9 protein-coding genes are annotated in these 13,811 nt (G+C 65.5%); 5 read left to right on the forward strand and 4 right to left on the reverse strand.

Annotation, left to right across the window (positions count from 1 at the left end):
* Window positions 1–58: 58 nt before the first annotated feature.
* Window positions 59–4,483, reverse strand: coding sequence for a translocation/assembly module TamB domain-containing protein (locus ACQ4W4_RS19900; protein WP_436543405.1), 4,425 nt, complete (start codon window positions 4,481–4,483; stop codon window positions 59–61).
* Entirely contained in the window at window positions 4,483–6,390 is a 1,908-nt protein-coding gene (locus ACQ4W4_RS19905) for an autotransporter assembly complex protein TamA (protein WP_436543406.1), read from the reverse strand. Before ACQ4W4_RS19905 ends, ACQ4W4_RS19900 begins: the two co-directional genes overlap by 1 nt.
* Window positions 6,391–6,613: 223 nt before the next feature.
* Between ACQ4W4_RS19905 and queC the strand changes: the two genes are divergently transcribed.
* Together queC and ACQ4W4_RS19915 are read left to right on the forward strand one after the other, a co-directional pair.
* Window positions 6,614–7,336, forward strand: coding sequence for a 7-cyano-7-deazaguanine synthase QueC (gene queC / locus ACQ4W4_RS19910; RefSeq protein WP_436543407.1), 723 nt, complete (start codon window positions 6,614–6,616; stop codon window positions 7,334–7,336).
* 78 nt (window positions 7,337–7,414) lie between these two features.
* The gene (locus ACQ4W4_RS19915) at window positions 7,415–8,308 is read left to right on the forward strand and encodes a sterol desaturase family protein (RefSeq protein ID WP_436543408.1); all 894 of its coding nucleotides are present in this window, start codon (window positions 7,415–7,417) and stop codon (window positions 8,306–8,308) included.
* Between the two features lie 8 nt (window positions 8,309–8,316).
* On the opposite strand, the gene ACQ4W4_RS19920 is transcribed toward ACQ4W4_RS19915, so the two are convergent.
* Entirely contained in the window at window positions 8,317–8,997 is a 681-nt protein-coding gene (locus tag ACQ4W4_RS19920; protein WP_436543409.1) for a helix-turn-helix domain-containing protein, read from the reverse strand.
* 259 nt (window positions 8,998–9,256) lie between these two features.
* Between ACQ4W4_RS19920 and ACQ4W4_RS19925 the strand changes: the two genes are divergently transcribed.
* Window positions 9,257–12,295, forward strand: coding sequence for a sensor domain-containing diguanylate cyclase (locus ACQ4W4_RS19925; protein ID WP_436543410.1), 3,039 nt, complete (start codon window positions 9,257–9,259; stop codon window positions 12,293–12,295).
* Here ACQ4W4_RS19925 and ACQ4W4_RS19930 read toward each other — a convergent pair whose 3' ends face one another.
* Window positions 12,296–12,670 (reverse strand): hypothetical protein, encoded by a 375-nt coding sequence (locus ACQ4W4_RS19930; protein WP_436543411.1) that lies wholly within the window; start codon window positions 12,668–12,670, stop codon window positions 12,296–12,298.
* A gap of 211 nt (window positions 12,671–12,881) precedes the next feature.
* On the opposite strand from ACQ4W4_RS19930, the gene ACQ4W4_RS19935 reads away from it, so the two are divergent.
* Together ACQ4W4_RS19935 and ACQ4W4_RS19940 are read left to right on the forward strand one after the other, a co-directional pair.
* Window positions 12,882–13,118, forward strand: a complete 237-nt coding sequence (locus ACQ4W4_RS19935) for a hypothetical protein (RefSeq protein ID WP_070217756.1) — start codon at window positions 12,882–12,884, stop codon at window positions 13,116–13,118.
* Window positions 13,119–13,239: 121 nt separating this feature from the next.
* Entirely contained in the window at window positions 13,240–13,749 is a 510-nt protein-coding gene (locus ACQ4W4_RS19940; RefSeq protein ID WP_034753470.1) for a hypothetical protein, read from the forward strand.
* Window positions 13,750–13,811 lie beyond the last annotated feature (62 nt).

The following is a 13,811-nucleotide window of genomic DNA, read 5'->3' on the forward strand; positions in this document are numbered from 1 at the left end:
GGTGTCGGATTAGCGCGGCAACGCCCCGCGTAATCCGACAACATTGTTGGCCGCCACTCTAATCAAATGCCCACGTGTACAACACGTCCAGCGCATTGTTCGTGCCCGTCTGGAATTGCAGGGTGATGCGGCGGTTCAGCTTATAACGCAGCTTGACCAGGCTCGTCGCCGTGCTCGTGCCTTGCTCGAACGTCAGGTAGGCGCGCGAGGACAGGCGCTTGCCGACAGTGACGACCGTGCTTTCCAGCCCTTGCGCCTGCGACAGGCCCACTTCGTCCAGGCCCAGCGAATTGGCCAGCTTGCCCTGCAAGCCGCCGCCGGAGCCGCCGAAGAGGGCGCCTGCCGCCGTCGTCAAGAGGGCCATTTCATCGCCGGCCGCCGTTTCCGCGCCGTGGCCCAGGATCAGCCAGGCCAGCTTGTCGCTGTCCGACACGCTCGGCGTGGACACCAGCTTGGCCGTCGGCGCCTGCGCCGTGCCGCGCACTTCCACGCCCGCTTCCACGTTCGTTTCCGACAGCGCCTCGCCTTCGGGGCGCTTGCGCACGGCCAGGATGTTCAGTGACGGATTGTCGTAGGCGCCCGTGAAGGCGATCAGGCCCCGTTCGATCGACAGCTTCTGTCCATACGCGGCGTACTGGCCATTGGCGACCTTGATGCTGCCCGTCACGCGCGGCGCGGCGCGGTTGATGACTCTGGCACGCACATTGCCCGCCAAATCCGCATCGAGACCCATGCCGCGCAGGTGGAAGGCGTTGCCCAGGTCGAACTCGAGGTCGATATTCAGGGGCAGCGTAGGCGCTTCCTTGCTGCCCTTGACTTCCTTGCCCAGCACCACCACGTCGCTGCTTTGCGTGGGGGTATCCTGCGGCGCCAGTTCGATCAGCGCGCGGTTGGCCTTGAACTTGCCTTCGAAGCTGAAGCGCTTGTCGTTGCGCACCAAGGTGCTGTTGCCCGACAGGACCAGGGTGCGGTCGGGACGCGACAGCGCCTGCAGGCGGTCGGCCAGCAGTTTCAGTTCCAGGCTCGCTTCGCCATTTGCAAAGCGCACCCAGCCATCGGCCTGCACCTTGCCGTCGCCGCCGTCAAAGCTCAGGCGCTGCAATTGCAGCTGATCGCCGGCCAGTTTCGCTTGCAGCACGCCGTTGCGCAGTTTCAAGCCCTGGTCGGCCCAGTTCACCAGCAGCTTGCTGCCGTTGATGTCGCCATTCAATTGCGGCGCGCCGATGGTGCCGCTGCCGGACAGGGCCACCTTCAAGGCGCCGCCCAGCTCCAGGCCTGGCTGGCCCGTCAGCGGCGCCAGCCAGGCCAGTGAGTCGATGCTGGTGGTGCCCGTCAGGGACAGGGCGCTGTCGTTGCTGATGCGCCCGCCCAGCATTTGCACGGTGGCATTGATATCGCTCTGGCCCGCGCGCGCGCCGTCGAGTTTCACGGCCAGGCGCAGCTGCTGGTTGGCGACATCCACGCGGGCATCGAAGGTGCGCAGTCCCAGCGCCAGCGGCTGCTCCACGCCCACCGTCACGTCGCCTTTTTCGCGGTAGATGTGCAGCATGCCGGCCAGCGAGGGATCTTTCTGCTTGGCCGTCGGCACCTGCATGTCGAGCGACCATTGCGCGCCCAGGGTCAGGTCGCTGCGCGCATTGGCTTGCAGCGAGGGAATGACCTGCGCCAGATAGGTCAGGGCCACGCCGGCCGCCTGGCCGGAACTGGTCCAGCGGGGACCGTTCTTGACCAGGCTTTGCATGGTGATGCTGCCTGCCGGCAATTTGATGACGGTGTTGCCCACGCTGATCTGTTCCGGCTGGCCCAGGCCCGCCACGCCGCTGCCGGCCGGTCCCGCCACTTTCACGGGCACGGGCGCCTGCAGCACGAGCGCATAGCGGCCCTTGTTTTGCAGGCTGTCGATGGTGCCCGTCCAGGCGGCGCCGTTCTGGCTGCCGCGGATTTGCACGCTGGCGTCGAAATCGTCATTGCGCGCCGCCAGGTTCACCGTATGGCTGCCGCGCGTGCCGGAGGTACTCAGGCGGGCGCTGCCCAGTTTGAAGGTGGGCGTGCCGTAGCCGGTAATCTCGAGGCTGCTGACCATGGGGTCGAGCGCGCCCTGGCCGGCGCCGACGCTGGCGCTGCCTTTCACGGCTTTCACTTGCTGGTCGCCAAAGAAGGTCAGATCGCGGCCATCGAGCGTCAGTTGCGCGGCGGGCGCGTCCATCTTGCCGCTGACGGAGCCGGCCGCCTGCAGCACGCCGGCAAAGCGGGGGCCCAGGGCAGACAGTTGCGGCGCATCGAGTTTCCACGTCAGCTTGTCGGTGGCACCGCCCAGCGCGCCCTTGGCCAGCAGGCTGTTCGGCCCCAGGCGCAATTCCGTATCCACGCTGTCGATGCGTTTCGCGTTGGCCGACAGCTTGGCGTAGCCGGCCAGCGGCGCGTTTTGCAGGGTCGACTCGCGCAGGGCCAGGTTCAGGGCCACTTGCCAGTCGCTGGTCAATCGGCCGCTGCCGTTGAAATCCGCATTCACGTTGCCGTTGGGTAGTGCTGCACCAAACGCGGCCGGGTTGATCTTTTGCAAGGAACCCGTCATTTTCAATTCCGCCTGCTGCTTCGCTCCCGTCAAGCCCACTTCGCCGCTGGCGTGGATGGTGCTGTCGGGTGCGGGGCGCTTGCCGCTGGTGAGGCCCAGCCCTTTCGCGTCGGCCACAAAGCTCGTGCGCGGCTGCTGCAGCGTGCCCTGCACCACGCCGCTGGCCAGCACGCTGCCCAGCAAGTCGCCCTGCAGGGCGGAAAGCTGCCGTGCATCGATGTTCCAGTTGAGTTTTTCGCCGGCGCCGCCAAAGTTGCCCTTGGCCGTCACGTTGTTCTTGCCGAGCGCCAATTGCACGTCGATGCCGCTGAAATGGGCCGCATCGGCCGTCAGCTTGCCCTTGCCGGACAGGGGTTGGTCGAGCAGCTTGCTGGGGCGTACGGTAAAGTCCGCATTCGCCAGCCACTTGGGGGCCACGTGGCCGTTGGCGCGCACGTCTAGGTTCAGGTCGGCCACGGGGAAGGCGCCGAAGTCGGCGGGATTGAGGCGGCTGGTGCTGGCCACGGCCTTGAACGGTTGCTCATCCTTCAGGCTGATCTGGCCCGTCGCATTCACGCTGCTTTTGCCCGCTTGTAAGGTCGCCTTGCGCAATTGCACGAGGGAATCGGCGAGCGTCGCTTCCACGTCCAGGCGCAGCTTGGCTTCGCCCAGTTTGGCGCGCAGGGTCTGCGTCTTGCCGTCGCTGTCGAGTACGATGTCGCCCGCGATCTTCGTGCTGTTGATGCTGCTGTAGATATGCTGCAAGTCGATCTTGTCCGTGTGCAAGGTCAGTTGCGCATTGCCGATGGGGCCGTCGACGGCATCGCGGTTGAGTTTGCCGCCGCCCGTGAATTTGCCCGCGTTGCCGAAATCGATGATGGCCGATTCCAGCGTTGTGGCCGTCAGGGTGCCGCCCAATCTCGCCTCGAACTGGCGCAGCGGCAGCTTTTGCTGGTCGATGGAACCCGGTGTGGCGTGGTTGAGGATGGCCAGCTTGCCCGACACGGTTTGCGCGTTGGGTCGCGTATCGATGGCGGCATCGAGTTCCAGGCTCAGGTCCGCCTGCGGCAAGGTCGCGTCGAACTTGCCCGGATTGATGTTGCGGCCTTTGATGCTGGCCGAGCGCAGGATGATGACGGGGTCGAACGGCGCCAGCGCCAGCTGGGCGTCGGCCGTGGCCGCGCCCGCATTGCCCTTGGCCGTCACGTTCAGCACATTCAGGTCGCCGCCCAGCTGCAGCGCCAGGGCGGCCGGTTTTTCGCCGGCGGCGGGGTTGAGCTGCGTCAAGCCAGCTTTGCCGCTGAGTTTGAACGGCTGCATGGCGGCAATCGTCGCGCTGGCCGTGGCCTGGCCGAATGGCGTCAGGGCCGAGGCGTCTTCCAGCTGCCATTGCGACTTGTCGCCCGACAAAGTGAAATGGATCTTTTCAAATACCGTGTTGCCGCCCGCGCTGACGAGGGTCACCTTGTCCAGGCGCGCGTCGGCAATGCCGATTTTAAAAGGCGCGGCCAGGCTGGCCGGCATGGTCGACGGTTCCTCGGACGGCGCCGTGCTTTCCACGGACAGGCTGGCCACGTGCAGTTCGCTGATGGCGATGCCTTCCGAGAAGAACTGGAACGGCGACCAGTTGATGTCGATGTTGTCGGCCGTGATGTGCTGCGTCTTGCTGCGGTAGCTGACGTGGCCCAGGTGCATGCGGTTGTACAGCGAGCCGGACACGCCCGACACTGCGATCTCGCCGCCGCTGGCGCTGGCCACTTTTTGCACCAGCATCTGCAGGGTCGATTCGCGGCCCAGGAACCAGAAGGCGCCGCCCAGCAGCAGGGCCAGGCTGGCGACGGCGATCAGCACATAGCGCAGCGCGCGGCGCGTTTTTTTCGCCGGCGGTGGCGGCGCGGCGTCGTGGGACTCGGTAGAAATATCGGACATCAGAAAGTGAATCCCAGAGAAAAGTGCAAACGGTAGGCGTGGACGGCGTGGCCATACGCCACGTCGACATTGATGGGGCCGACGGGACTCTTGTAGCGCCCGCCCAGGCCATAGCCCGATTTCGGCGTCATGGCCGCTTTCACCGTGTCGGCCGCGTTGCCGGCGTCATAGAAGGCGGCAATGGCCCACTTCGGCTTGAACCAGTACTGGTATTCGGCGCTGCCGGTGAGCATGTAGCGCCCGCCGACGGTGGCGTCGCCTTCCTTCACCCCCAGTTCCTGGTAGCCATAGCCGCGCACCGACTGGTCGCCGCCCGCGCGGAACAGGTAGACGGCCGGCACGCCGCGTTTTTCCTTCGAACCCAGCGCACCCATTTCGCCGCGCACGATCAGCTCGCCCTTTTCACCGAGAGGACGGTAATACACGGCCTTGCCGGCCACGCGCACGAAGCGCTCGTCCGTCAGCACGGGCAGCAGGGCGCCGCCCACCTGGGCATTGATGACATAGCCCTTGGTGGGAAACAGCAGACTGTCGAGGCTGCGCTTGGTGATGGCATAGGTCAGCGGCAAGCTCTTGCTGCGCGTCTGTTCCAGGCCGACGACGGTCTTGTCTTCGCTGAGGAACTCGAACGTCAGGCTGCGCTCGAGGTTGGTGCCGCCCCAGTTGCGCTTGGCCGAGATGGTGGTGACGGCCGTGATCTCGTTGGAAATGTCGCTGCGCTCGAACGAGGCGCCGGCGCTGTCGTTGTAGCCGCGCTCGGTCGTGGGAAAGTAAAAATTGGCGTGCGCCGCCTGTTTCTTCGTTTCCAGGGTGATCGCGCTCTTGAAGCGCGTGCCCCACACGTTCAGGTTGTCATAGTTGAGCTGGGCGCGATTGCCCGTGTTGGTACTGAAACCGAGACCGGCGCTGACGTTCTGCTGCTTGTTTTCCGTCACGCGCACCACCAGCGGCAACTGCGGCGCGGGGCCGCGGTTGACGGGTTTGGCTTCCGGCGCGGCGCCGGCGGCCTCGGCTTGCTGGCTTTCCTGCCCCGCCTCGATCTGCTCGCCCAGGATGCTGCTCATGTCGGCGCTCACTTCCACGCTGGCAAAGTAGCCCGTGTCCTGCAGGCGCGCCTGGAACGATTGCAGCGCCGATTCGCTGTAGTAGTCGCCCGGGCGTATCTTGTCGAGGTTGCGGATGATGCTGGCGTCGTAGCGTTTCAAGCCTTCGATGCGCAGCTCGCCGAAGCGCAGCTCGGGGCCGCTGTCGAGCACCACCAGCAGCGAGACTTTATGCGTTTCCGGGTCGACCACGGCTTGCGTATCGACCAGCTGGGCACGCGGGTAGCGCGTCTGCACCACTTCGCGCAGCAGCGCGCGCTTGGCCGCTTCCCATTCCGCCTGGCGAAACACGCTGCCCGTCTTCAGGGCCCAGCTGCGTTTCAGGGCTTCCGTATTATAGGGTTCGGAAGCGGCCAGCGGCGGCGTGGGATCGAAGCCGCGCAATTCCAGTTCGACCTTGTCGATGGTCACCGGCTGGCCCGGATCGACGTCGACGATGACGACGGGTTTGGCGCCCGTCGTGTCGACGCGCACCGTGACGACGGGCGTGTAGTAGCCGGCCGTGGCGATGAGGTTTTTGGCTTGCTCGGGCGTATCGCGCACGAGGCGCTGCAATTGCTCGCGGTCCATGCGCGGGTTGCCGCGGAAGCGTTCCAGGTCCAGGTTTTTTTCCAGCAGTTCATCGAGGTCGCCGGGCGCGTTGACCTTGACCTCGTACTGCAGCGGGGCGGGCGCCGTTTCCGTGGCGGGGCTGTCCGCAACGGCATCTTGCGAGCGTTCTTGCGTACCCTCCTGCGCGCCGGCGTGGGCGATGGGAAACAGCGAGATGGCACTGCCGGCGGCCGCCAGTGTCAGTTGACCCATTGCTTTTGTCACTACTTGTGCCAAAATTCGTGGTCGTATCGCCTTGCCGGCAGTCGTATGCCGTATGGGTCGTGCAGAAAACATGGTGCTCCAGATGAGTAAATGCTGACTGCATGTTACCGGAATAGGTAAACTGATGGCGGACGAATAAGTATTTTTTGCGCGGGGAATCCTGTTTCCCCGCGCACGATTGCAACAGAATAAAATTGAAAAGAAAGAAATTATGCTAGCAACGGACTCCGCACTGGTGCTCTTTAGCGGTGGACAAGATTCCACCACCTGCCTGGCCTGGGCCTTGAAACACTATAGTCGTGTGGAAACCATCGGCTTTGACTATGGACAGCGCCATGCGATCGAACTGACCGTGCGTCCCGGCGTGCTCGAGCAGATGCGCCGGCAGTCGCCCGAGTGGGACAGCCGCCTGGGCCAGGACCACATGATCGACCTGTCCTTGATTTCCGCCATTTCCGACACGGCCATGACGCAGAACGTCGAGATCGTCATGCAGGAAAACGGCTTGCCGAATACCTTCGTGCCCGGCCGCAACTTGCTGTTCATGACGGTAGCCGCCACCGTGGCCTACCGCCGCGGCTTGACGGTGCTCGTGGGCGGCATGTGCGAGACGGATTTCTCCGGCTACCCGGATTGCCGCGACGATACGATGAAGGCCCTGCAAGTGGCCCTGAACCTGGGCATGGATACGCGCCTGAAGCTGGAAACGCCGCTGATGTGGCTGGACAAGGCGCAAAGCTGGGACCTGGCGGAAGACCTGGGCGGCCAGCCGCTGGTCGACCTCATCCGCAGCGGCACGCACACCTGCTATCTGGGCGAGCGTGGCGAATTGCACGACTGGGGCTATGGCTGCGGCACCTGCCCCGCCTGCGCCCTGCGCGCGAACGGCTACCAGCAATACGCGGCGAGAAAGGCTGCAAAGCAGGCCAAATAAGCAGCTTGCGCCGTTTCTTCAAGCGGCGGGGAGGGGGACAAGGCCATGCTGTGGTTTTTGCCACAGGAGCGCCTTGCCATGCCATCCCTCTTTGCCGCGCTGTACGGCCCCGTCTTCTGGGCCGGCTTCATCGGCGCCGCCGCTTGCCTGATCGCGGTGTGCCACTATTCCCTCTGGGTCTTGCCGCCCTTGCTGCTGCTGGCCCTGCTCACTTCCTTGCTTGCCGAACGCTACCTGCCGTATGACCGCGCGTGGAACCACGCTCACGGCGATGGCTGGCGCGACGTCCTGCATGCGCTCGTCAATGAAGCGCTGTACCTGCTGGGACTGGCGGCCTTTCCCCTGCTGGCAGGGCACCTGGCGCTGGGCGCATTCTGGCCAGTCCAGCTGCCGTTCTGGGCGCAACTGCTGCTGGCCATCCTCGTTGCCGACTGCGGCATTACCCTGGTGCATTACCTGAGCCACCGTTCATACTTGCTGTGGAAACTGCATGCCGTGCACCACAGCGTGCAGCGCCTGTATGGTTTCAATGGCTGGATGAAACACCCGCTGCACCTGCTGCTGGAAGCGGCGGGCGGCATGCTGCCCTTATTGCTGCTGGGCATACCGGAAACCGTCATGGCCGTGCTGGCATTTTCCGTGGCGGTTCAGCTGTTGCTGCAGCACGCGAATGTCGATATGCGCATGGGGCCGCTGCGCCACGTGTTTGCCTGGGCGCCGCTGCACCGTTTTCATCACATGAAGTACGGCACGGCCGGCGACGTGAATTTCGGCCTGTTCTTTACCTGCTGGGATCGCCTGCTGGGCACGGCCTTCGACGCACCGGATTACCGCATGCGGGGCGAGGACCTGGGCATCGGCAGCCGTCCCGATTACCCCGTCGCGTATGGAGCGCAATTGATCGAACCGTTCCGCGCGGAAGAGGGCGTGCGCGCCCCCGAGCTGCCGGCCGGCTTGCGCAACGGGTCGTAGCCGGCAGGTCAATCGAGCAGTTTGACGTCGAGCCGGCGCAAGCTGCGGTCGGCGCGCACGCCGAACAGGCTGCGCATGGTGCGCGAAAAATGCGCGGCATCGGCAAAGCCGGCGCCGTGGGCCGCGTCCGTCAGGGTGCTGCCGAGCAAGATGAAACGGATGGCCAGGCGCAAGCGCCGCCACAGCACCAGCCGCCGCACGGGCAAACCCAGCTGGGCGCTGAACAGGCGTTCCAGCTGGCTCAGCGACAGGTGCGCCGCGTCGGCCACGGCAGCCGCGCTGACCTTGCCCGATAGCAGCGCATCGACCTGGTCCAACGCGCGCCGCAAGCGGGGATCGGGCAAGGGCTCGCGCGGCTGGGCCTGCAATGCGGCGGCGACATGGTCCAGCGTGGGCGCGCCAGCATCGGCGGCGGCCAGCAAGGCTGCACCGGCCAGGCGCTGCGGTTCCGTGTAGATGGTCAGCATGGGCGCCGGTGCGGCCACGATGGCGTGCGGGCGCAGGCTCTCGACCAGCAAGCGCCGCGCCGTGTGGACGATGCCGTCGAGCTCGACCGTGAAGGGCGCTCCCGTGCTCAGCATCAGCTGGTGCGCATAATGGGCGTGACGGTCCGTGGCGCCCGCTGCGCCATGCAGGATGGCAAAGTCCGGCGCCAGCCATAGTGTTCCTTGCCAGCTATCGTGCTGCAAACGCGGCTCCCTGACGATGGATTACGGGGCGATCATAGCAGCCGGCGGCGATGGTTTTCATGGCATCGAATTTTCCTGGAGTACACATCATTGCATCGATGAAATATGTGGTCTTTTTAATACAGGATTCGGCATTGCAAGGGCGCCCGCTGTAACGTACTATCATTCTCATCGACTACCGATGGTAATCGTGCAGCCCGCTGCCAGCCATGTTGCCGGCAGTGTCGCGGTTTGATGTCGTCCTGCCTGTCAGCCTGCCATGTCTACACGCGCGTCTTCGTCGTTGTTTGCCCGGCCAGTGTCGCGCTGGGTGGGGCCGCGCGCCTTGGCCGCGCTGGTGCTGGCGCTGTGCCTGGGATTGACGTATGGCGCCTGGCGCAATGCCCACGACGCCAGCGAACAGCAGGTGCAGGCCGATTTCGATTTCCGCGTGCGCGAACTGGTGAACAACATCGGCGGCCGCATGCAGACCTATATCCAGGTGCTGCACGGGGTGCAGGGATTGTATGCCAGTTCGCAGGAAGTCACGCGCCGCGAATTCCATGCCTATCTGGCGGTGCAGCAGGTCGACCGAAACTTTCCCGGCATTCACGGCATCGGCTACCTGCCGCTGGTGCCCGGCGCCGCCCTGGCGCGGCACGAGGCCAGCGTACGCGCGGAAGGCTATCCCGGCTATGCCGTGCGTCCGCACGGCCAGCGCGCCTGGCATGCGCCGATCACGTATCTGGAACCTTTAAGCGACAGCAACCTGCTGGCCTTCGGCTATGACATCTGGTCCGAACCCGTGCGCCGCAGCGCGCTTGAGCAGGCGCGCGACACGGGCCAGGCCGCCATGACGGGCAAGATCCACCTGGTGCAGGATGGAGGCAGCGCCCAGACGCATGGCTTCCTGGTCGTGCTGCCCGTGTATGACAACGGCTTGCCGCATGCCAGCGTGGAGCAGCGGCGCGCCGCCTTGCGCGCCTGGGTGTTCGCGCCGTTCCGCATGGGCGACTTGATGGCGGGCGTGGGCGGCGAGGCGGCGCGCCAGCTGGACCTGGAAATCTATGACGGCGCGCAACTGGCCGAGGCGGCCCTGATGTACGACAGCATGCCGGGCGGCTTGTCCTCTGCCGCCTCGGACAGCCTGGTGTCGCGGAAGGTCATCACCATCGCCGGCCGGCCGTGGACCTTGCGCGTGCGCGCCATGCCGGGCTTCGACGGCGAACTGCTGGCGCGGCCCCGCCTGGTGGCCTGGACCGGTTTGCTGGCCAGCATCGTGCTGGCGCTGGCGGCCTGGCTGCTGGCGGCGGGCCGCGCCCGCGCCCAGGCGGCGCTGGCGCGCTCGAGCGAGCTGACCGGCCAGCTGGAGCAGGGACAGGCCAGCGTGCTGGCGATGGCCGAGGCGGCGCAACGCAGCCAGGCCATGCTGCGCAGCATCCTCGATTCGACCATCGACGGCATACTGGTCGACAACATCAATGGCCGCATCTTCACCTCGAACCGGCGCTTCCGCGACCTGTGGCAAGTGCCCGACGCGCTCGACTGGCAAGCCGATGGCGCGGCGCTGGTGCGCCATGTGGAAAGCCAGCTGGAACAGGCGGCGCCTTTCCTTGGAGCACGCATCCATGCGCCGCACGGCCACCGCGAGCGGCGCGACGTGCTGCACCTGCGCGATGGACGGGTGGTCGAACAATATGTGCGCAGCATGCAGCTGGGCAATGAGCAGGCGCGCCTGTGGACCTTCCGCGATATCAGCGAGCGCAGCCAGATGGAACGGCGCGAGCATACGCGGCGCCAAGTGCTGGAAATGCTGGCCACGGGCGCGCCGCTGGAGCGGGTGCTGGAAAGCGTGGTGCTCAGCGTGCAAGCGGACCATCCCGCCATGCTGTGCAGCATCTTGCTGCTCGATGAAAGCCGCCACCGCCTGGTGCTGGGCGCGGCGCCGGGCTTGCCCGCGTTCTTCAACCTGTCCAGCCATGGCCACGACCTCGACACCCTGCAGGGCGTGCACGGCATCGCCGCGCAGGCCGTGCGCGACGGCCAGCGCGTGATCGTCGGCGACCTGCATGCCGAGGCGCAGGAAGCGATGGAACTGGCGTGCCGGGCCCAGCTGCAATCATGCTGGGCCGAGCCCGTGCGTGGCGGCTCGGGCAAGCTGCTCGGGGTGCTGATGGCGTATCACCGCCAGCCCATGTTGCCGGGCGCGGCGCATCTGGCGCGGCTGAGCGAGGCGGCGCACCTGGCCGGCATGGCCATCGAGCAGGCGCAGGTCGCGCTGGCCCTGCGCGCCGGCGAAGCGCGTTTCCGCAGCCTGTACGACCATGCGCCCGTGGCCCTGTGGGAACAGGACTGGTCGGCCGTGCGCGCTGCGCTCGACGCTCTCGAGCAAGCGGGCGTGCGCGACCTGGGCGCCCACTTCCAGGCCAATCCGGACGCGCTGCGGAAGCTGGCGGGAATGGTGCGCATCATCGATGCGAACGGCGCCGCGCTGGCGCAGGTGCGCGCCAACGAGGACGACCAGCGCCGTGGCGCGCTGAGCCTGGCGCAGAATTTCGATGACAGCGCCTTGCCCCGCTTCGGCGATGCGCTGCTGGCGCTCGCTGGCGGCGCTCACCTGTACGAGTGCGAGAGCAGCTTCGTGCGTCTCGACGGCGCGGCGCGGCAAAATGAATTGAGCCTGCTGGTGATGCCCGGCCATGCGGACAGCCTCGATTTCGTCATGGTGTCTTCGCTCGACATCACCGAGCGCAAGCGCATGAACGCGGAACTGCTGCAGCTGGCCACCACGGATTTCCTGACCGGCTTGCCGAACCGGCGCCAGTTCATGGCGTCGCTGGAAAACGAGCATGCCCGCTTGCAGCGCGAACTGGCCAGCTGCGCCAGCGTGTTGATGCTCGACATCGATCATTTCAAACGCGTCAACGACGAGTATGGCCACGCCGTGGGCGATGCCGTGCTGCGTCACCTGGGCGCGCTGATGTGCCAGGCGCTGCGCAAGGTCGACGTGCCGGGCCGCGTGGGCGGCGAGGAATTTGCCATTTTGCTGCCGGGCACGGACCTGGCGGCGGCGGCCGTGTTTGCCGAACGGCTGCGCCGGCGCGTGGCGGAAAGCTCGCTGACCATCGATGGCGGCGTCGTGATCACCATCACGGTGAGCATCGGCATGGCCGCCATGGCAGGCACCGATGCCGATTGCGACGCCGTGCTGGCGCGCGCCGACGAGGCGCTGTACCGGGCCAAGCGGGGCGGGCGCAACCGCATCGAACAGAATGACGGCGGCGGCGACGGCGTGCTCAGCAAGTTCATGGCGCAGTGATTACAGGCTGTGCTGACGCGCTTGCGCCTGCTTGTGCTTGCGGCTGACGATCAGCCAGACGATGGCGACGGGAATCAAGAGCGGCAGCAGCACGGGCGTGCTCAAGGCCAGCGCCAGCACCACGCACAGGGCCACGACGGCGATCAGCACCACGCCCACGCCGGCCAGGACGACTCCCGTGATGACGGCGGCGCACACCAGGGCTATGGCGGCGATCAGCAAGCCGCCGCCGGCAAACACCAGGCCGAACAGCCACTCCAGCGGACCGTCGACGTCACTGCCGTTGAACTGCATGTGCATGTCGCTGCCGCCGACCTTGTCGAGGAACAGGCAGGCGAGCATGACGATGAGGACGAAGGTGAGCAATTTTTTCATGGTAAGCCTCGGTGTATGGGGGATCGGGTATTGCATGGTCACACTGTAGGGGCGCGTCCCGCTTGCCGCCAGCGGCGTGCGACAGGCCGTCATTTTCACGGTATGGAAGGCGCTGGCGGCCAGAAAACACTGATCTGGAACAAGATTTCTTTTCTTGTAATGTGCGCAAGCCGTCCTATACTGAACACCTCAGTCTCGCAAGGAGGGCAACATGCTTTTGTTTGCAGATACCGGGGATCAATCGCTATCCCTTTTTCACCATCGAACCACGCGCCAGCGTAGCGCCACGCAGTCCTGCGCCGAACCCGTCGGCGCGCCATCGGCGATACCGCCGATCATCATCAATCCTTTTAATTATCATGCGCCGCTGCCGGCCATCGACCCGCGCTGGGTACCGCCCGGTCCGCCGCTGACCTGGCCCAACCGGCCTGCCATGTCCATGTGCTGACAGTTGCCTGGGAAGATGCCGGACGGAAGCGTCGAACGTTCACCCATGCCGCCGGCAAGGCGGCACGGGCGGGCGTTTTCGACTATCATGCTAGCCCCGACCTTCCATCACGAGCACCGCCATGAGTACCGATTTCCCCGATTTTTCCGACGAAGCAGCCGAGCAGGACAATGATGCCCCGATCCAGGAGCCGCGCCTGTGGGTAGGCAATGGCTGGACGGCGCGCGTGATCAAGAACGAGGAAGATGAAGGCTGGGCCGTGGCCATGATCAAGGATGGCGAGCCGGAGCCGGCCCTCGTGGGTCCGTGGACCATGGGCCGCGACAAGAAAAACCCCAAGCCGCTCGACGTCAATGCCTTCAATACCCTGGTCAAGACGGCCTCGGAAGTGCTGCGCCGCCACGAGCAGCAGCTGCATGCGCAATTGCACAAGAACCTGTTTGTCGCCACCGACGAGGGGCAAGTCAAGGTGATGTTCGACATCGTGCCCGACGAAGACCACCCGTACGCGGAACTGAGCGCCTACGACGCCGACGGCGAACAGATCGCCAAGGTGCGCACTTCGGCCGCCTTCAAGTTCAACGCCACGTCGGCCGCGAACTGGATCGAAGGCGGCTACCGCCGGCCGTAAGCTGCACATTGTCGGCGCCGATGCTGGTGTCGGATTACGCTCCTTCGGAGCTAATCCGACCT

Source organism: Janthinobacterium glycogeni, assembly GCF_051380725.1.
Classification (GTDB): domain Bacteria; phylum Pseudomonadota; class Gammaproteobacteria; order Burkholderiales; family Burkholderiaceae_D; genus Janthinobacterium.